This window comes from Streptomyces tanashiensis, from assembly GCF_014648895.1.
GTDB lineage: Bacteria > Actinomycetota > Actinomycetes > Streptomycetales > Streptomycetaceae > Streptomyces > Streptomyces tanashiensis.
In genome coordinates this window covers 121,507-139,457 of the sequence record NZ_BMRZ01000004.1, presented here as the reverse complement: position 1 = coordinate 139,457, position 17,951 = coordinate 121,507, and the positions used below count along the sequence as shown (strand labels likewise).

The following is a 17,951-nucleotide window of genomic DNA, read 5'->3' as shown; positions in this document are numbered from 1 at the left end:
CATGACACCTCAGCCGTTCACCGTCGCCGACATCATGACCACGAAGGTCGTCGCCGTCCTGCCCGGCGCGGAGTTCAAGGAGATCGTCGCCACCATGGAGCGGTGGAAGGTGACGGCCGTGCCCGTGGTCGAGGGCGAGGGCCGTGTCGTCGGAGTGGTCTCCGAGGCTGATCTGCTCCACAAGGAGGAGTTCCACGACCACCGCCTCGGCATCGTCGAACAGATGCGCCGTCTCGACGCCACCGCCAAGGCCGGCTTTCACAGGGCCGAGGACCTGATGACCTCGCCCGCCGTCACCGTCGATCCCAAGGCGTCACTGCCTCAGGCCGCGCGTCTCATGGCCGCCCACCGCGTGAAGCGGCTGCCGGTCGTCGACGCCGACGGCACGATCCAGGGGATCGTGAGCCGCTCCGACCTCCTCAAGGTCTTCCTCCGTCCGGACGACGACCTCGCTGCCGAGGTGCGCCGCGACGTCATCGAGCACCTCTTCCCGCTCTCCCACCACCAGGTCGACGTCCGTGTCGACGCCGGAGTCGTCACCCTGGCCGGCGAAGTCCGCGACAGCGCGCTCATCCCGCTGGCGGCCCGCCTGGCCCGCGCTGTCGAAGGCGTGGTGGACGTACGGTGCGAGCTCACCGCCCAGGGCCGGACATAGGCCGTCTCCGGCCCTGGGCGGTGCAGGTCACGGCTCCGTCGCTCATGCTCGAAGTATGTCCCAGGTGACCAGCACCGACCTGTACGAGGTCACGATGGCGCTCTCGTACCTGCGGGAGGACATGCGGGCCCCGGCCACCTTCAGCCTCTTCGTCCGCGACCTCCCCCCGGGCCGCGGATTCCTCGTCTCGGCGGGGCTCGAACCGGCCCTCGACTACCTTTCCCGGTTCCGGGTGAGCCGCCCCGACGTGCTGGAGTTCGCCGAGGCGCTGCGCCGGCCGGTCGAGGACCTGGAACCGCTGCACGGCCTGTCGTTCGACGGCCAGGTCCGCGCCGTACCCGAAGGACGGCTCGTCCTCGCCGGTGAGCCGCTCCTGGAAGTCACCGCGCCCCTGCCGCAGGCCCAGCTCGTGGAGACCTACCTGCTGTCCCTCGTCTGCCACCAGACGGCGGTCGCCTCCAAAGCGGCGCGGTGTGTGCTGGCCGCCGCCGGGCGGCCGCTGGTGGACTTCTCCCTCCGCCGGACCCACGGGCCCGAGGCCGGCCTGGAGGCGGCGCGCCTCTGCGCCCTGGTCGGGTTCAGCGGCACCAGCAACGTCGCCGCCGCGACCCGGTACGGCATTCCCGCATCCGGCACCATGGCGCACTCCTACGTCGAGACGTTCGCCTCCGAGGAGGAGGCGTTCCGGGCCTTCTCGCGCACCCATCCGGGCCCGGTGACCTTCCTGGTCGACACGTACGACACCGACCGCGGGGTCGCGACGGCCGCGCGCGTCCTGAGCGACTTGCGGCTCGGACCGGGGTGCGGAATCCGCCTCGACAGCGGCGACCTCGGAGTCCTCGCCCGACGCGCCCGTACCGCACTCGACGCGGCGGGGCTGAGAGACGTGCGGATCATCGCGAGTGGCGGCCTCGACGAGTACGCCGTCGCCGCGCTCGTGAGGGACGGGGCGCCCATCGACGTCTTCGCCGTGGGGACGAAGGTCGGCACGGCCGCCGACGCACCGTATCTGGACGCTGCGTACAAGCTGGTCGAGTACGACGGCCGGCCCGTCATGAAGCTCTCGTCGGCGAAGGTGACGACTCCCGCCCCGAAGCAGGTGTTCCGCGGCCCCGGCTTCCGCGATGTCATCGGCCTGGCGAACGAGGAGCCCCCCGAGGACTCGGAGCCGCTGCTGCGGACCGTGATGCGCGGCGGGCTCCGCACGGAACGGCCCGACACCCTGGCCACCGCCCGCGCCCGGTTCGATGCGGATCTCGCCGCACTGACGGAGGCGGCGCGCCGCATCGAGGACCCTGTGCCGCCGGTGCCAGTGGTGTCGAACCGCCTGTCGGCTCTGACGTTCGTCGTACGAGGCCGCATCGAGGCCCGGACGCAAGCCGGGCTGTAGCAACAGGGACACGCGGCGGAGACGGCACGCCCGAAGGAGCGAGCGGGCACGGCCAGTGGCCTGAGATCGAAGCCGGTCGCCGGGAGGCCGTCGCCGGTCGTGGGAAGAATGCGGGGATGACGTGGCTTGCGACACCGGTGGGTGCTGTCCTGGTGCTGTTCATCCTCCGGGACGTGTTCCACACGCTCTGGCACCCGACCCGTCACGGAGGTCTGAGCAGGTTGGTGATGGTGTCCCTTTGGTGGCTGTCCGCACGCCTCGGGGGGCGGAGGCGGCCGGCCGGTCTAGCGGGCCCGCTCGGCATGGTGGTGGTCGTCGCCGCGTGGGCGCTGACGGTGGCCGTGGGGTGGGGGCTCATCTACTGGCCCCACATGCCGGAGGACTTCTCGTACGCGACAGGGCTCGTTCCATCCGAACACGCGGGCCCGCTCGACGCCCTCTACATCTCGCTGGTCACCCTTGCCACGCTCGGACTGGGCGATATCGCGCCGGCCTCCGGATGGCTGCGCGTACTCGCCCCCATGGAGGCTCTCGTGGGGTTCGTCCTGCTGTCGGCGACCGTCGCGTGGATCCTCGGTATCTACCCGGCGCTGGCCCGCCGCAGATCGCTGGCCCTGCGGCTTTCGCACGTGCGCCGCAGCAGCGCCACCGCCCAGGCCCTCGACTCCGACGGCGGCGCCGCGCTCCTGGACGGACTCGCCTCGGCGCTCTCCACCATCACCGTCGACTTCCTTCAGTACGCCGAGTCGTACTACTTCCACGACGGGGACGACAACACGTCCCTGCCCCGGCAGATCCGCCACGCCCTCGGCCTCGCGGACCAAGCCGACGGGGCGCACCACCCGGACGTCAGGCTCTCCGCGTCGGTACTGCGGAGGGCACTGGAAGACCTGGCCGTGGTGCTCGACGAAAGCTTCCTGCACACGGACGGGGGACCCGAGCGGGTCTTCGCGGCCTACGCCGACGACCACGGGCATCCCCAGGGGCCGGACGGCCCTCCCCAGTACGGCGGCAGCGGGCGATCCTGAACGTGGGGGCGCCGGTCGAACGCGTGAGAAGGTGACGAGCGATGAGGCACCGCAGTGTCGCGGATCTCATGACACCCACGGCAGTCAGCGTGGTTCGGGGCACGCCGTTCGAGGAGATCGCACGGCTCCTGGACGAGTTCGACATCACCGCGGTGTGCGTGGTGGACGAGTCGAACCGACCACTCGGCGTGGTCTCGGAGGCGGACCTGGTTCGCCGCCGTGCTTCCGGGGCCGGGCTCGACACCGCGGGCGCCCTCATGTCGAGTCCCGCTGTCGTGGCCCGACCCGAGTGGAGCGTGGTGCGCGCCGCACGCGTGATGGACCGGGCCGGCGTCAAGCGCCTGCCCGTGGTCGGTGACGACGGGCTACTCGTGGGCGTGCTCAGCCGCAGCGACCTCGTCCAGCTGTTCCTGCGCCGGGACCGGGCGATCCAGGAGGAGATCGTCGAGGACGTGGTCACCCACACCCTGAGGCTGAGCCCGTCAGCCCTCTCGGTGGAGGTCGCGGATGGCAGGGTCACCCTCAGCGGCACGGTCCGCCGCCGCAGCCTCGTTCCGGTGCTTCTCAAGCTCTGCGACAGCGTCGACGGCGTCGTGGGGGTCGTCGACCGGCTCACGTACGAAGACGACGACCTGACGAGGAAGTGACGATCATGGTCACCCCGAGTGCCCCGTATGTTCCCGTGCATGTGGCGGCCGAGCTGGACAAGGAGCTGTCCCGCTGGCTGTGGCTGGTGAAATGGATCCTGGTGATCCCCCACTGGATCGTGCTGTTCTTCCTCTGGATCGCCTTCCTCGTCGTGACGGTGATCGCGTTCTTCGCCATCCTGTTCACCGAACGCTTCCCACGGGGCCTGTTCGACTTCAACCTCGGCGTCCTCCGCTGGTCCTGGCGCGTGTCGTACTACTCGTACGGCGCCCTCGGCACCGACCGCTACCCGCCCTTCAGCCTCGGCCCCGAACCCGACTACCCCGCCCGGCTCGACATCGCCTACCCGGAGCAGCTCTCCCGCTCGCAGGTACTGGTCAAGTGGTGGCTGCTCGCCATCCCCCACTACCTGATCATCGCCTTCTTCACCGGCGGCATCCGCGCCGGCTGGTGGAGCGGCGGCCTGATCACCCTGCTCGCCCTCATCGCGGGCTTCGCCGTGGCCTTCACCGACCGTTATCCGCGCGACCTGTTCGCTCTGATCGTTGGGCTGAACCGCTGGGTCCTGCGCGTCGCCGCGTACGCGAGCCTCATGACGGACGCCTACCCGCCCTTCCGCCTCGACCAGGGCGGTACCGAGACCGCCGCGACCGAGTGGGCCACCGCCGGCAGCTGACGTCGCCGCCTTGCACGCCGCAGCTCGTCAGTGCCCCACACAAGGACCGGGAACGTCGCGATGAGCAGGACAACATCCAGGGGAAGGGCGGCCGTGCCGAAAAGGTGTTGGAGCGGGGGCGCATAGACGAGGGCGGCTGTGAACGCGAGCTCGAAGGCGATACCGGCTAGTAGCAAGGGGTTCGAGAACAACCCGATGTCGCGCAGCGCCGCGTGGTCGGTGCGGGCCGCGAGGGCTGTGCCTACCTGGCAGGTGACGATGCCGGCGAAGGTGGCCGTGGTGGCCGTCACGTAGGCGTGGTGGAGGGGGCTGCCCGCGTCCGTGGGATCGCCCGGCTGCCAGCCCGCGCGCCACAGCACGTAGAAGTAACCCGCCATGACAAGGGCCGCCGAGACCAGTCCCAGGTAGCCCCAGCTGCGGACGAGCATGTCGCGGGAGATGACGCCCTGATGCCGTGGCCTGGGCGGCCGCTGCATGATGCCGGGCTCGGAGCGTTCCCTGCCGAGCGCGAGGGCGGGCAGCGTCTCGGTGCCGAGGTCGATGGCGAGGATCTGCAGGACGGTGAGGGGAAGCGGTACGGCGCCGGCGGAGAGGGCGAAGACGAGGAAGGGAACGATCTCCGGAGTCGCATGGGCGAAGATGTAGACGATGAACTTGCGTACGTTGTCGTAGACGCGGCGCCCGGATTCGACCGCGGTCACGATGGTGGCGAAGTCGTCGTCGGTGAGCACCATGGTGGCGGCTTCGCGGGCCACGTCCGTGCCGGAGCGTCCCATGGCCACCCCGATGTGGGCGCGGTGCAGCGCGGGGGCATCGTTGACGCCGTCGCCCGTCATGGCGACGATCCGGCCGTGGGCCCGCAGGGTGTCGGCCACCTTGAGTTTCGTCTCGGGCGAGGAGCGGGCGAAGACGATCTCGGCGTCGCCCTCCACCAAAAGCCGGTCGAGCTCATCGTCGCCCAGCAACGTGGAAGCCGCGACGACCTGGAGGCCGGGCACTCCGATGCCTACCTCCCGGGCCACCGCCGCAGCGGTGGCTCCGCTGTCCCCCGTCACGATGTGCACGCGTATCCCGGCCTCGTGGCAGCGGCGGACGGCCTCCGCCACCTCGGGGCGCGGCGGGTCGTACAGTCCGACAAGACCGAGCAGTGTCAGTCCCGATTCGGCTTCCTGACGGTTCGACGGCGACTCCGCGCCCGACGGCAGGTCGCGCGCGGCAACGGCGAGGACCCGCATGCCACCCTGGGCCAGCTCCTCCGCCGCCGAGCGGGCTGCCTCCGTGGCGGAGTCGGGATGCACGCGGGTCAGGACGGCTTCAGGCGCCCCCTTGGTGATGATCCGCAGGCGACTCGTCGCCTCGTCGACCTGCACGACCGACATCAGCCGCAGCCGCGGGTCGAAGCGGAACAGCCTGCGCCGTCCCTCGTCGCGCCGCGTGAGATCCACCGGGGCCTCGCGGTCGGCGGACCCCGTGACGAGGGCGGCCTCGGTCGGATCGCCGTGCAGCTCACCGTCCTCGTCACCGGTGACCGTGGTGCACAGCGCGCTCGCCCGTGCCAGCTCCTGAGCCCAGGGGCCGGGTTCCGTTCCATGACCTGCGGTCCACAGCACCCTCAGACTCATGCGGTTGCGGGTCAGCGTGCCGGTCTTGTCCGTACAGATGACAGTCGTCGAGCCGAGCGTCTCCACCGCGCTGAGTCGCTTCACCAGAGCGCCCTCCCGGGCCAGCGCGCGCACGCCGACGGCGAGGGCCAGGGTGATGGTCGGAAGCAGCCCCTCCGGGACGTTGGCGACGAGGAGCCCGATGGCGAACATGAGGGAGTCGGTCACCGGCAGCCCGACGACCACGCCCAGGACCAGGAAAACGCACCCCATGCCCGTTGCGACGCCGGCGATGAGCCAGGCCACCTTCTTGACCTGCCGCTCCAGGGGACTGGCCTCGCGCCGGGTTCGCTGGCTGAGGGCGGCGATCCGGCCGAGCTCGGTGTGGTTGCCGGTGGCGAACACGACGGCCCGAGCCTGTCCCTCGACGCAGGTCGTCCCGCTGAAGACGAGGTTCGGCTCCTCCAGCAACGGGGCCCCGAGGAGCCCGGCCGCGGCCATGCGTTCGGCGGGGACGGACTCCCCCGTGAGCATCGACAGATCGACTTCCATTCCGCCTTCGGTGACCCGCGCGTCGGCCGGTACCTTGTCGCCCTCCTCCAAGACGATCACATCGCCCGGCACCAGGTCGCGGGCCTCCACAGTGAGCGGCCGGCCGTCGCGTACGGCGAGGGCGTGCTCGGGCAGATAGCGCGCGAGGGTCTCCACCGCCCGCTCGGCCTGTCGCTCCTGAAGCAGCGCGAAGGCCGCGTTGACGGCAATGACCGCGAGGATCGCCCAGCCGAGCACCCCGAGGTCCGCGAGGAAGGCCAGCCCGGCTGCGGCCCACAGCAGCAGGGCCAGGGGGTGGATCAACTGCCCCACCAGCTCCCGCGCGAAAGAGGAGCGAGCCTTGCGCCGTACCTCGTTGGGACCGTGGACGGCGAGCCGGCGGGCAGCCTCGCGAGCGGACAGCCCGTCTGGTCCGGTGGCCAGTTCCCTGCGCAGTCTGGGCAGGGGCTCACTGGGGTCGAAGGGCAGAGCCGGGTCAGGGGTGGTGCTCGACTCCGCTGCGATGCGGTCGGTGGCACGGTCAGTCATCGTCGCCCCCGGCATCGCTGCCGCGACGCGGGCGGCCGGACCAGACGGGTTCCACCTGCTCCCACTCCCGTTCCCAGGCCGCGAGCCGGTGACCTTCGCTCCGCCGCCGTACGAGGAGGACCAGGCCGGCCCCCGCCACCCCGACGGCACCCGCCGCCGCGATACCGCCCGAGAGAGAGGTGAATGCTCGGTCCGCAGCGCTGCCCGGGGGGCGGGCAGGAGCACCTGCGTCGTCCACCCAGATGATCACGGTGCGGCCCTGGGGCGTCCTGGGCGGGACGTGGACGGTCCCGGAGCGGCGGACGTGCTCAGGCTGCTCCCACACCGCCGGTGCGAGGGCCTGCGGCTTCGCACCGTACCGGGCGGCGACGGATGGTTCCTTGGCCGGCCCTGTGGTGGTCGCCTTCACCTGATGCCGGTGAGCGGCGAGTTCGCGATCGGTCCTGGCTCCGGCGTTCCACAGTGTTCCGGCGGCCACGGCGCCGCAGACCAGGGCGATGATCAGGACGAGGACGAAGGCGGCACGCCCGCGGAATCCTTTCACCGGCGGATTGGACCCGCTGCTCGAAGACTCCTGGTGAGACATGCCGCACCTCCCGTCGGGGGTGGCTGACGGAAGGATCCGCGGCACCGCTCAGGGGGTGGCGCCGAGCTCCGTTCCGATGTGGTGGGCCCATGCCCGGATCCGTTCCGGATTGCGGAAGTCGCCGCACTTGCCGCGGTTCATCATGTGCCGGGCCACCGGCTCCGAGGTGTCGGCGGTCGCGGCGCCGCCGAAGGTCGTGTGCTCGCGGGCACCGAGCTTCCTCATCCGCCGGGCGACCCCTCGTACGGGCGGGATGTCGTGCTCGTACACGGAGGTGTCGACCGGACCGCTGCTGAAGAGCCGCAGCGGCCGATGTCTGAGCTGCTCGGCGTTACGCCGGGCACATCGTCGCGTCTTGCCGGTCCAGTGCCCGGCGCAGAGGGCTCCGCCGAGGACGACTCCGTCGTAGGCGCTCACGTCGGTGACGGTGTCGGCCGGCAGGACGACGGCGTCGAAGCCGTCGTCCCGGAGCGTCTGGCCGATCTCCTCGGCGATCCCGGCGGTCGCGCCGGCCCTGCTTCCGTAGGCGACCAGGACTCGCTTGGGTTTCACGACGTGACTCCGTCGGGCGGAGTGCCGCCTCGCTTCACCGGGATGGTGCGTGCGGCGCCGGCCTCCTCCTCGGGCATCGGGACACGGATGGTGAGGATGCCGTCCGCGTACGACGCCTCGACGCCGTCGGTCGGGATCGTGCCAGGGAGTCGCACGGTCCTGCGGAACGACCCGTAGCGGAACTCCGAGTGCTCTGTGCCCTCCTCGCTCTCACTGTGCTCCGCACTCACCGTGATCAAGTTGTCGTCGACGGTGATGGTGAGATCATCGGGGTCCATCCCGGGCAGTTCGGCCCGGAGTACGTACACGCCGTCTCCGCTGGTCACCTCCACCGGAATGGAATGAGCAGCCGTCGCGGGTCGCCACCCGGGAAGCCCCGGGAACTCCCGGTTGAACCAGTCGTTGAAGTCGGGGAAGAGGCTGTGCCTGCGTTCCACCTTGCCTCCGGCCATTGTTCTGCTCCTCGTTCCCGGGGCCCAGGGCAGTCGCCGTGGGCCTGAGTCGGTACGGACGGGCGGTGGACCGGCTTACGGGGCCGGTCCGACTCCGTAATCCCATCGTCCGCCCCCGAGGTCACGTGGCGCACCGTCCAAGGGGGTTGCCCGACGGGGCCGAGCGGGCCGCACCTGGACCGACCGGCCCATGGCGCCACGGCTCCGGTTCTGTCAGTTGCAGATCTCCTCGACGAAGTGGCCCACTCGTTCCTCCGGGAGGTGCCGGGCCAGGTCCGCCTCGCTGATCATGCCGACCAGGCGGTGATCGTCGATCACGGGCACGCGGCGGATGCGGTGGTCCTGCATCGTGCGAAGCACCTGCTCGCTGTCGGCGTCCACGTCCACGGTGATCGGCTTGCCCTGGGCGAGGTGCCCGGCCGTCATGTGGTGGGGGTCCTTGCCCTTGGCGAGGCACTTCACCACGATGTCCCGGTCGGTGATGATGCCGTGCAGCCGGTCGTCCGGCCCGCAGATGGGCAGCGCGCCGACATCCAGTTCGCTCATGCGCCGCGCGGCGTCCATCAGCGTCTCGTTCTCCTGCACGCAGCTCGCACCGGCGTGCATCATTTCCCTTGCGGTCGTCATGGCCGCGGCCTCCTTTCAGGCACCTACTAGCGATCCGGCCGATACGCCGTCGATTCAGAGGAAGAGCGTCGACACCCTGATGGTGTGCACCGGGCGCAGGGGACGCGGATTCACTCCCTCTGCAGGTGGCTGGTACCTCCTGGCGCGATCACGCCGCGTGTCTGTGGCCGCCTGTCGACGGTGGTCGGCCGCCGGCCCTGTGTCCCGGGCGTCTCGGTGCCGTGTCCTTCTGGGCATGGTCACTCCTCCGTTCGTCCGGCGCCGCTCTCGAGCGTCGCCTCCGCTGCGGCCACGTGCCGTTTGACGGCGGCGAAGCTGTCCGGTGCCACGGAGATGGAGTCGAGGCCCGCGTCGACCAGGATCGCGGTGAACGCCGGATCGTCGCTGGGCCGCTGCCCGCACAGTCCGACAGGGCGGCCGGCCTCGTGGGCGCGGGCGGCGAGGGTCTGGATGCTGCGGACGACGGCGGGGTCTCGCTCGTCGAAGACGTGGGCGAGGGCCTCGGAGTCGCGGTCGACGCCGAGGGTGAGCTGGGTGAGGTCGTTGCTGCCGATCGAGAACCCGTCGAAGCGTTCCGCGAAGTCCTGGGCGAGGATGATGTTGGCCGGTATCTCCGCCATGACGTGGACGCGCAAGCCGTTCTCGCCTCGTACGAGTCCCTCCTGTGCCATCACCGCGAGCACCCGGTCCGCCTCGCCGAGGGTCCGGCAGAAGGGGATCATGACGACCACGTTCGTCAGCCCCATCCCCTCACGGACCCGGCGCAGCGCACGGCATTCGAGGGCGAATCCCTCGCGGTAGCCGTCGCTGTAGTAGCGGCTCGCACCGCGCCAGCCGATCATCGGGTTCGCCTCGTCCGGTTCGAAGGGCCGACCGCCGAGGAGCTTGGCGTACTCGTTGGTCTTGAAGTCGCTGGTCCGTACGACGACGGGGGCCGGCCAGCGGGAAGCGGCGATCCGGGCGATCCCGTGGGCCAGGCGCTCGACGAAGTACTGTCCGCGGTCCAGGTAGCTCTCCGTGAGCAGGTCGATCACATGACGGTCATGCGGTTCGAGCCGCTCCGGGTGCAGCAGGGCCATCGGGTGGACCTTCACCTGGTGGGCGACGATGAACTCAAGACGCGCGAGGCCCACGCCGTCGGCGGGGAGCCTCCACCAGCGGAACGCGGCCGACGGGTCGGCCAGGTTGAGCATGACCCGGGTGCGCGTGGCGGGCAGCTCCGCGAGGTCGGTCAGGATCTCCTCGTACGCGAGCAGCCCGTCGTGGACGCGTCCGCGTTCGCCCTCGGCACACGAGACGGTCACCTGCCTGCCCTCCTGCAGAACCCGGGTGCCGCTGCCCGTGCCGACGACGGCGGGGACGCCGAGTTCGCGGCTGACGATGGCGGCGTGCGAGGTGCGGCCGCCGTGGTCGGTGACGATCGCCGACGCCCTCTTCATGACCGGTTCCCAGTCGGGGTCGGTGACCCGGGTGACCAGAACCCCGCCCTTCGGGAACCGGTCGAGGTCGACGGGGGCGTCGAGGGCGACGACCGTCCCCTGGCCGATCGTCTCGCCGACCGCGATGCCCTCCACGAGGGCTTCACCGGGGACGACGGTCAGCCTGCAGCGACGGAGGGTCGTGGAACGCCGGCGCGACTGCACCGTCTCAGGACGCGCCTGGACGATCCAGAGTTCGCCCGTGAGCCCGTCCTTGGCCCATTCCAGATCCATCGGGCAGCCGTAGTGCTCCTCGACGGCGGCCGCCCACGCGGCGAGCTCGCGGATCTCCGCGTCGTCGAGTACCCGCTGGTTCCGCTCGGCGTCAGGGGTGTCGACCGTCCGTGTCAGCCCGGTGTCCGCGTACACGGTCTTCAGCCGCTTCGTGCCGATCCGCGCATCGATCACGGGGTTCAGGGAGGGGTCCTTCAGGCTGGGCTTGAACACCGTGTACTCGTCGGGGTCGACCTGACCACTGACGACGGTCTCGCCCAGGCCCCAGGCAGCACTCACCACGATCACCTCGGGGAAGCCGCTCTCAGGGTCGAGGGTGAAGGCGACGCCGGCGCCGGCCAGGTCGGAGCGGACCATGAGCTGGACGCCGACGGAGAGGGCGACGGCGAGGTGGTCGAAGCCCATCCGCTCGCGATAGTCGATCGCCCTGTCGGTGTACAGGGAGGCGTAGCAGCGCCGGCACGCCTCCAGGAGCGCCTCGGGTCCTCGTACGTTCAGATAGGTCTCCTGCTGCCCGGCGAAGCTGGCCTCTGGCAGGTCCTCGGCCGTCGCGCTGCTGCGCACAGCAACCTCGGGCACCTCCCGGCCGCTCTCCTCGGCCAGCCTCTCGTACGCGGTCAGGATGGCGTCCCGCAGAGGCGGGGGCAGTGGCTGCGCCAGGAAGAACGAACGGATGGCCGCCCCTACCTCGTCGAGCGGGACCCCTTGGTGCAGGCGGCCGATCTGCTCCTCGACGGAGTGGCGCAGTCCGTGGCCCGCGAGAAGTTCCTCGTACGCCTCGGCGGTGGTGGCGAAGCCCGGCGGTACACGTATCCCTGCGGCGCCGAGCCGGGTGGTCATCTCTCCCAGCGAGGCGTTTTTGCCTCCTACCCGGCCGATGTCCGAGCGGCTCAGCTCATTGAACGGTACGACGCGTCGCGTCGGCTCCATGACATCCTCCGTGGCTCTCGGGAGTCCTCAGTACGGGAGCGGTCGGCCGGACGGGGTACGCAGATCAAGGGGGCTGGGCCTGCGGGGCTGTCGGGGCCGGGGGCTGATCCGGATGCGCCGCATGGTGCTCACCTCTCCGGGGAACCGGCGGACGAACCAGATGCGTCCTGTCGCTCCACCGTCCCGCGTGGAGGTCGTCGCGCTCCAGTGCCGAGCGGGTCAGCGGGGCGGGGCCGGTCGGTCGTCCCGGAACGGGACCGGTCGGCCCACGCCGCGTCGCCTACGCGCTCCTCGTGCTGCGGGAGGGGGACGGTGATCACGGGACACATGGCGCGATGCAGCAGGCCGTGGACCGTCGAACCCAGTCGCATGCCGGAGTAGCCGCCGCGGCCTCTGCGGCCGACGATCAGAGCGAGGGACTCCTGGGACGCCAGGGCGAGTTTCTCGACCGGGTGTCCTCGAAGGACCTCTTGGGAGATGACGACGTCCGGATACCGTTCAGTCCACCTCGCCACCGATTCGGCGAGCAGCCTTCGGCACTCGGCCAGGCCCTCGTCGAGATCGCCGCGGGCGAGGACGGAAGGGGGCCAGACCCAGACGGCGCGCAGTCGTGCCTCGCGCAGTCGTGCCTCTTCCACGGCGAAGGCGACCGCGGCCCGCGAGAACTCGCTTCCGTCCACGCCGACGACGAGGGTCGGTGGGTGCACGGCGCTGTGTTCGGGTTCGCGGACCACGACGACGGGGCATTCGGCCCGCGCGGCGAGCGGGACGACCACGGAGCTCTCGCTGAACACCTCGGCCGCGCGGCCGAGACGGCGCGAGCCGACGACGACGAGCGCGGCGTGCGCCGCCAGGTCGCGGAGCACGGTCGCCGGCACACCGTTCGCGAGGTCCGTCGCGATCCGCAGACCGCCGTGGAGTTCCCGTACGAGGTCCTCCGCATTGGCGATCGCCGACTCCGCACGGAGTCGCAGGGCGCTCTGGTGGGCCAGCGCGTCATAACGAAGCCAGTCGTGGGCGGGCGGTACGGCGACGACGAGGCGAAACGCCAGTCCCCTTCGTGAGGCTTCGTCGGCGGCCCAGACGAGAGCGGGGATCGACTGCTCCCGGGGGTCGATTCCGAGCAGTATCTCTTTCACGTCTCCTCGACCCGGGTGGCGAAGGCGGGTGGGACGATCATCACGGGGCAGTGGGCGTGGTGGAGCAGGATGTGAGCGACGCGCCCCAGAGACGCGCTTGCGCCCAGAACTCGGTGTTCTCTGCCCATCACGAGCAGATCGGTGTGGGCTGCCGCTTCCACCAGGATCCCGGGCGTGCTCGTGCCCGTCTCGACGTGATGGCTGACGTTGAGCGCGGGGTAGAAGTCACGCACACGGTCGGCGAGCGCCTTGATCTCGTGCACGCGCTGCCGAGCGATCTCGTCGAGGTCGTCCAGCATGGTCGCGACGCTGCCGACGTGGGTGAGCACGTTCCAGACGCTCACCAGTCGCAGCACCGCCTTGCGGGCGTCCGCCTCGGCAGCCGCGACGAGCAGCCAGCCGAGATCCGAGGCACCGTGCACGGCTGCCGTCACCGAGCCCGACTCGGGGCGGTCCCTGTCACCACGGACGACGATCACCGGCACCTCCGCGTGGGCTGCCACGCCCAGCCCCACGGAGCCGAGCATGAGCGCGGAGAATCCGCCGAGGCCCCGGTTGCCCACCACGATCGTTCCCCGGTGGCCGGCGGCCGCCCGGAGACCGGCGACCGGCTCCTGACGGCTCAGTTCCCTTGTGACGGCAAGGTCCGGAAAGCGCTCTTGGACCGTGCTCGCGGTCTCGACCAGCAGCTCGCGACCCGCGTCACGGACCGCCTGGATCGTCTCGGCATTGGCGAAGAGGGCCCGGCGGTCGGTGTCGGCGGCGTGGACGAGATGCAGGGGCCGCTCCCGTCGGTCCGCCTCGGCGGCGGCCCAGAGCGCGGCCGTGCGCCCGGAGGGAGACCCGTCGACTCCCACGACGACGTTTCCGAGCTCTGGTCGAGCGGGAATCTCGCTGGTCATGGTTCCTCCTCCGGGGCCGGCCCCGGGCTCGGGGCACGTCCCGAGGGGAGACACCTCCCACGCTGACACGGCGGTGCGACCTCATGGGATGGGCCGTTCGGCCCCAATCGAGACCTGCCCGGCCCTGCTGTCACCGGAGAACCTGGTCCGAACCTGGAGTTCCGGATGCCCCGCCCAAGCAGGATCACGACGGAGCGGAACGGATTCCACCGAGGAGGCACGCCATGACGGCTCAGGTCACTGTCGGTCTCGACGGCTCCGGAGAGAGCCTCTCCGCCGCGCGTTGGGCGGCGGAGGAAGCCGTGCTGCGTGAAGTCCCTCTGCGGCTGGTGTACGTGGAGGAGGGGCCGAACACCACGAGGGTGCCCTTGCCATACGCCCACAACATGACCGAGCGAGCCGAGGACCTGCTGAAGGGCGTGGCGGACAGCGAGCAGAAGAAACATCCGGGCCTTGAGGTGCTCACTCAATCTGCGCGTGGGCGGGCCGCCGAGGAGCTGCGGGCCGCTGCGGACGAGGCGGATCTGACCGTCCTCGGTTCTCGCGGTCTCGGTGGCCTCCTCGGCTTCGTGGTCGGCTCGGTCTCCCTTGCCGTCGTCGGCGCGGCGCGACAGCCGGTGGTTCTCGTGCGTGGGGAGGCCGACAAACTGGCTGGTGGAAGCACGATCGTGGTAGGAGTCGACATCTACCATCCGTGCGAAGCCCTGCTCGCGTTCTCGTTCAACGAAGCCGCCCGCAGGCGCTTTCCGCTGCGGTTCCTGCACTGCTGGACGCTTCCCGCCTCGTATGGCTACGCGACCCTCGTTGACCCGGGAATCGACGAGGAGCTCGGCGGTCAACTCCTTGGTGGGCTGGACGACCTACTGGAACCGTGGCGGAAGCGGTACCCGGGCGTGGACGTCACGGCCAAGAACGTGATGGGATCGCCCGCCTCTCAGCTGGTCGACGCGTCACGGACCGCACACCTCGTGATCGTCGGGCGCCGGAGCCGGACGGTCCCTCTCGGCCCGCATCTGGGTCATGTGGCCCACGCGGTCATCCACCACAGCCCCGCGCCGGTCGCCGTCGTCCCTTTGATGTGAGCCGTCGTCCCCTTGATGTGAGCGGCCGGCCAGTGCCCGCATCAGGCAACGTTCGCCCAGTCGTGACGCGTCGTCCAGATGTGATCTGGACAGTCCGTGTGGTGACCTGTCGGGTGGTGACCTGTCGGCGGGCCCAGATGGTGCTGCTGTCCGCGCAGGGCATGGACGTGGCGAAGGTTGCCGACTTCCTGGTCGCCGAGGGGGTGGTCGACGACATCGGCCACGAGGAACCGCCGCCCGGTGGAGCAGTTCGGAAGCCGCGGATTCGAGCCCGTCCCGGCACACGGAGATCACGCACGCGACGGCCCTTGGGCAACAGACCCGGACGGCGTGCCGGGCGCACCCGGCACCCGGATGCGGCGGCCGGTCACCCGGCGCGGCGAGAGCGTCACCAAGGTGTCGCGGCCTTCCCCGGCCCACGGCTCCGGGCGGCCGGCGTCCATGATCCTGCGTACCGCGGTCTCGTCCGACACCGTGCGTACCGAACCGACGAGGAGCACGCTCCAGCCCTGGCTGAACGCCTCGTCCAGGCGGTCCTCCTCGAAGGCGACTTCCGCGCCGGACGCTGATGCGCGCGCGAGGATCGAGTCCGCAGCGGTCGTGAAGACGATCTCCCTCTCGACGACCTGGTAGTTCACGGGGAACACCGCCAGCCCGTCCCGTCCCTCGACGGCGACCCGGCCGACGCCGTGGCCGTCGAGCAGCTCCCAGCACTCGGCCTCGCCGACTTCCTCCATCCGTGCCCGGTGCCCGGCATGGACTCCTCCGGGCGCGAGGTCCGCCCTGTACCCGGTGAGATCCTGCACGGTGGTCTCCAGTGCGTTCGCGAGCCGGACCAGGAATTCGATGCTCGGGGTGGGCACCTGCTCCTCCACGTAGGCGACGTAACCAGGCGTCGAGCCGGCTCTTTCCGCCACGTCCTCACAGGAAAGGCCGAGTTGTGCGCGTCTGGCCGCGACGCGGCGGCCGAGGTCGCTCGTGGCATGCGGAGGGTTCCGGTCAGCGTCCTTGTTCATCACTGCTCTCCTTCCGTGGTCTCCGGACGCTCCTGGGGTACGACGGCGACCGGGCACGAGGCGTGGTGGAGGGCGCGGTGGGACACTCTGCCGAGTTCCAGGCCGACCAACGCGTCTCTGCGTCGTGCCCCGAGGACCAGCAGGTCGGCGGCAGCGGAGCGCGCGGTCAGTATCGTGTGGGCGGGGCCCTCGACGGAGCTCGTGCGCAGGCGGACCTGGGGATGTGCGGACGCCGCGGTCTCAAGGGCCTTGTCGAGCAGTTCGGTGGACTCTTCCGCGAAGTAGGCTCCCCCGGCGCGCTTCATCAGCAGGTGGTCGGCCGGCCCATGCGCGGGTCGTCGCCAGGCGCGGACGACGTCGAGTTCCGCACCCCGGACCGCCGCCTCGCGGAACGCGAACCGCACGGCCGGCGAGTCCACGTCGTGTTCTCCTACTCCGAGCAGGACGCGCCCGTGACGTGCCTCCAGGGCCTGTCGGTCTCCCCGGACGACGACGACCGGGCAGTGGGCCCGGGCGGCCACGATGAGGCCGACGGATCCGAGCAGAAGGTCGGCGAACTCGCCGCGCCCTCGGGATCCGACGACGAGGATCGAGCCCTCCCGCCCCTCCCGGAGCAGTCCGGTGGAGGCGTCCTCAGCGAGGACATCCGTGGTGACAGGGAGATCGGGTGCACGGCGTCGGGCGCGTTCCGCCGCGGTCCCGGCGATGTTCTCGGCGAGGACCTGCCCCGAGGGCCGGTCCTTGGCCCAGGTCGGGACGACTCCTTCGTACCGTTCCCACATCGAGGCGTGGACGATCCGTAGGGGAAGCCCGTGCCGTACCGCTTCGTCGACGCCCCAGTCCAGAGCCGTGAGGCTGGCGTCGGACCCGTCGACTCCTACCACCAGGGGCGAATCCATCGTGCCCACCGCCTTCCGTGTCGCGTGGGAACCCGCTGCCAGGGTCGCACCGGGCTGCAGACGGTGAACAGGGCCGGTCGGTCCCACGCGCGGTCCGCCCGGACCACGCGTGCAGCTGGCGCCGAGACACGACGAAAGGAAGGGCCCATCCGCTTCTCGCGGATCCTGATCGCGCGGTGCATGGCTCGAAGCCGCTTCCCCGCGTCCCTGGGGCGAGCCCCTCCTCACCTTCAGGTAAGCACCGGTCGAGGGGCCGTGCCAGGGCTGCCCGGGTCCAGACGTGCCCCTTTCGGCCCTCGCCGTCGCCGCCCGGCGGCGACACGCTCTCAGCAACAGGACTCAGGAGTACCGGAGGCCGGTCATGAAACACCCACGTACCGTCGACGACGTGATGACCCATGCGGTGGTCTCCGCCAGGCTCGACGCACCGGTCAAGGAAGTCGTCCAGTCCATGCGGCGCTGGGGCGTGAGCGCGGTTCCCGTGCTGTCGGCCGAGGGACGGGTGGTCGGCGTGGTGTCCGAGGCGGACATTCTCGGCAAGGTTCCGGGAGAGGACCGGGACGGCGCGGGATCGGTGACGGCGGGCAGCTTGATGTCGGCGCCGGCCGTCACCGTTTCGCGTGGTGCCGCGATCGCGGGGGCTGCTCGGCTCATGGGTCGGGGCCGTCTCAAGCGGCTTCCCGTGGTGGACGAGGACGGCCGCCCGGTCGGCGTCGTCAGCCGGGGCGACCTGCTCAAGGTCTACCTGCGCTCCGACGCCGAACTCGCCGAGGACGTGCGGCACGAACTGCTCACGCACCTGATCCCGGAAGGCGAGGCCGCACTCGCCGTACGAGTCGTGGAAGGCGTGGTGACGCTCACCGGACGCCTGCCCGGGTCCGTACCCACGGACCTGGCCCTGCGGCTCACCAGGGCAGTACCCGGCGTGGTCGACGCGGCGGCGGAGTTCACGACCGCGTAGCGGCCCTCGAGTCAT

General features: G+C 70.7%; 17 protein-coding genes. 7 read left to right on the top strand and 10 right to left on the bottom strand.

All coding sequences use genetic code 11. From position 1 onward, the window contains the following. Position 1: 1 nt before the first annotated feature. From IE237_RS16355 to IE237_RS16335, 5 genes are all read left to right on the top strand, one after another. A complete protein-coding gene (locus tag IE237_RS16355; protein WP_189802702.1) occupies positions 2-655 on the top strand; it encodes a CBS domain-containing protein in 654 nt (217 codons plus the stop codon). Between the two features lie 55 nt (positions 656-710). Next, positions 711-2,045: a nicotinate phosphoribosyltransferase gene (locus IE237_RS16350; protein ID WP_189802701.1), complete on the top strand. Its 1,335-nt coding sequence runs from the start codon at positions 711-713 to the stop codon at positions 2,043-2,045. A 302-nt stretch (positions 2,046-2,347) separates the two neighbouring features. Then, a complete protein-coding gene (locus IE237_RS16345; RefSeq protein ID WP_308433082.1) occupies positions 2,348-3,073 on the top strand; it encodes a potassium channel family protein in 726 nt (241 codons plus the stop codon). 41 nt (positions 3,074-3,114) lie between these two features. Beyond that, the gene (locus IE237_RS16340; RefSeq protein ID WP_189802699.1) at positions 3,115-3,720 is read left to right on the top strand and encodes a CBS domain-containing protein; all 606 of its coding nucleotides are present in this window, start codon (positions 3,115-3,117) and stop codon (positions 3,718-3,720) included. A 5-nt stretch (positions 3,721-3,725) separates the two neighbouring features. Continuing rightward, entirely contained in the window at positions 3,726-4,397 is a 672-nt protein-coding gene (locus IE237_RS16335) for a DUF4389 domain-containing protein (RefSeq protein ID WP_189802698.1), read from the top strand. Here the strand turns inward: IE237_RS16335 and IE237_RS16330 are convergent. The 8 genes from IE237_RS16330 to IE237_RS16295 all read right to left on the bottom strand — a co-directional run bounded on the left by IE237_RS16330 (position 4,325) and on the right by IE237_RS16295 (position 13,978). Next, positions 4,325-7,078, bottom strand: coding sequence for a cation-translocating P-type ATPase (locus tag IE237_RS16330; protein ID WP_189802697.1), 2,754 nt, complete (start codon positions 7,076-7,078; stop codon positions 4,325-4,327). The genes IE237_RS16335 and IE237_RS16330 overlap by 73 nt on opposite strands. Further along, the gene (locus IE237_RS16325; protein WP_189802696.1) at positions 7,071-7,622 is read right to left on the bottom strand and encodes an Rv1733c family protein; all 552 of its coding nucleotides are present in this window, start codon (positions 7,620-7,622) and stop codon (positions 7,071-7,073) included. Before IE237_RS16325 ends, IE237_RS16330 begins: the two co-directional genes overlap by 8 nt. Before the next feature lie 90 nt (positions 7,623-7,712). Further along, positions 7,713-8,216, bottom strand: coding sequence for a flavodoxin domain-containing protein (locus tag IE237_RS16320; RefSeq protein ID WP_189802695.1), 504 nt, complete (start codon positions 8,214-8,216; stop codon positions 7,713-7,715). Next, entirely contained in the window at positions 8,213-8,668 is a 456-nt protein-coding gene (locus tag IE237_RS16315) for an Hsp20/alpha crystallin family protein (protein ID WP_189802694.1), read from the bottom strand. Before IE237_RS16315 ends, IE237_RS16320 begins: the two co-directional genes overlap by 4 nt. A gap of 213 nt (positions 8,669-8,881) precedes the next feature. Beyond that, complete coding sequence (locus tag IE237_RS16310) at positions 8,882-9,295, bottom strand: CBS domain-containing protein (RefSeq protein WP_189802693.1); 414 nt, start codon at positions 9,293-9,295, stop codon at positions 8,882-8,884. 239 nt (positions 9,296-9,534) lie between these two features. Next, on the bottom strand, positions 9,535-11,937 hold the full coding sequence (ppsA, locus tag IE237_RS16305) for a phosphoenolpyruvate synthase (protein ID WP_189802692.1): 2,403 nt from the start codon (positions 11,935-11,937) through the stop codon (positions 9,535-9,537). Positions 11,938-12,065: 128 nt separating this feature from the next. Further along, positions 12,066-13,076 (bottom strand): universal stress protein, encoded by a 1,011-nt coding sequence (locus tag IE237_RS16300; protein WP_189802691.1) that lies wholly within the window; start codon positions 13,074-13,076, stop codon positions 12,066-12,068. Beyond that, positions 13,073-13,978, bottom strand: a complete 906-nt coding sequence (locus tag IE237_RS16295; protein ID WP_189802690.1) for a universal stress protein — start codon at positions 13,976-13,978, stop codon at positions 13,073-13,075. The genes IE237_RS16300 and IE237_RS16295 overlap by 4 nt, the downstream gene beginning before the upstream one ends. Before the next feature lie 224 nt (positions 13,979-14,202). On the opposite strand from IE237_RS16295, the gene IE237_RS16290 reads away from it, so the two are divergent. Next, complete coding sequence (locus IE237_RS16290; RefSeq protein ID WP_189802689.1) at positions 14,203-15,060, top strand: universal stress protein; 858 nt, start codon at positions 14,203-14,205, stop codon at positions 15,058-15,060. A 290-nt stretch (positions 15,061-15,350) separates the two neighbouring features. Here IE237_RS16290 and IE237_RS16285 read toward each other — a convergent pair whose 3' ends face one another. Next, positions 15,351-16,076 carry a helix-turn-helix domain-containing protein gene (locus IE237_RS16285; protein ID WP_189802688.1) on the bottom strand — a complete coding sequence of 242 codons (726 nt, stop codon included), beginning with the start codon at positions 16,074-16,076 and terminating at the stop codon, positions 15,351-15,353. Beyond that, entirely contained in the window at positions 16,076-16,975 is a 900-nt protein-coding gene (locus IE237_RS16280; protein WP_189802687.1) for a universal stress protein, read from the bottom strand. Before IE237_RS16280 ends, IE237_RS16285 begins: the two co-directional genes overlap by 1 nt. A gap of 361 nt (positions 16,976-17,336) precedes the next feature. On the opposite strand from IE237_RS16280, the gene IE237_RS16275 reads away from it, so the two are divergent. Further along, positions 17,337-17,936, top strand: coding sequence for a CBS domain-containing protein (locus tag IE237_RS16275; protein ID WP_189802686.1), 600 nt, complete (start codon positions 17,337-17,339; stop codon positions 17,934-17,936). The last annotated feature ends 15 nt before the right edge of the window (positions 17,937-17,951 follow it).

Bases quoted from the DNA above. Each gene is read 5' to 3' on its own strand.
- IE237_RS16355 (WP_189802702.1), top strand. From the start codon at position 2: ATGACACCTCAGCCGTTCACCGTCGCCGACATCATGACCACGAAGGTC.
- IE237_RS16350 (WP_189802701.1), top strand. From the start codon at position 711: ATGTCCCAGGTGACCAGCACCGACCTGTACGAGGTCACGATGGCGCTC.
- IE237_RS16345 (WP_308433082.1), top strand. From the start codon at position 2,348: ATGGTGGTGGTCGTCGCCGCGTGGGCGCTGACGGTGGCCGTGGGGTGG.
- IE237_RS16340 (WP_189802699.1), top strand. From the start codon at position 3,115: ATGAGGCACCGCAGTGTCGCGGATCTCATGACACCCACGGCAGTCAGC.
- IE237_RS16335 (WP_189802698.1), top strand. From the start codon at position 3,726: ATGGTCACCCCGAGTGCCCCGTATGTTCCCGTGCATGTGGCGGCCGAG.
- IE237_RS16330 (WP_189802697.1), bottom strand. From the start codon at position 7,078: ATGACTGACCGTGCCACCGACCGCATCGCAGCGGAGTCGAGCACCACC.
- IE237_RS16315 (WP_189802694.1), bottom strand. From the start codon at position 8,668: ATGGCCGGAGGCAAGGTGGAACGCAGGCACAGCCTCTTCCCCGACTTC.
- IE237_RS16310 (WP_189802693.1), bottom strand. From the start codon at position 9,295: ATGACGACCGCAAGGGAAATGATGCACGCCGGTGCGAGCTGCGTGCAG.
- ppsA (WP_189802692.1), bottom strand. From the start codon at position 11,937: ATGGAGCCGACGCGACGCGTCGTACCGTTCAATGAGCTGAGCCGCTCG.
- IE237_RS16295 (WP_189802690.1), bottom strand. From the start codon at position 13,978: ATGACCAGCGAGATTCCCGCTCGACCAGAGCTCGGAAACGTCGTCGTG.
- IE237_RS16290 (WP_189802689.1), top strand. From the start codon at position 14,203: ATGACGGCTCAGGTCACTGTCGGTCTCGACGGCTCCGGAGAGAGCCTC.
- IE237_RS16285 (WP_189802688.1), bottom strand. From the start codon at position 16,076: ATGAACAAGGACGCTGACCGGAACCCTCCGCATGCCACGAGCGACCTC.
- IE237_RS16280 (WP_189802687.1), bottom strand. From the start codon at position 16,975: ATGGATTCGCCCCTGGTGGTAGGAGTCGACGGGTCCGACGCCAGCCTC.
- IE237_RS16275 (WP_189802686.1), top strand. From the start codon at position 17,337: ATGAAACACCCACGTACCGTCGACGACGTGATGACCCATGCGGTGGTC.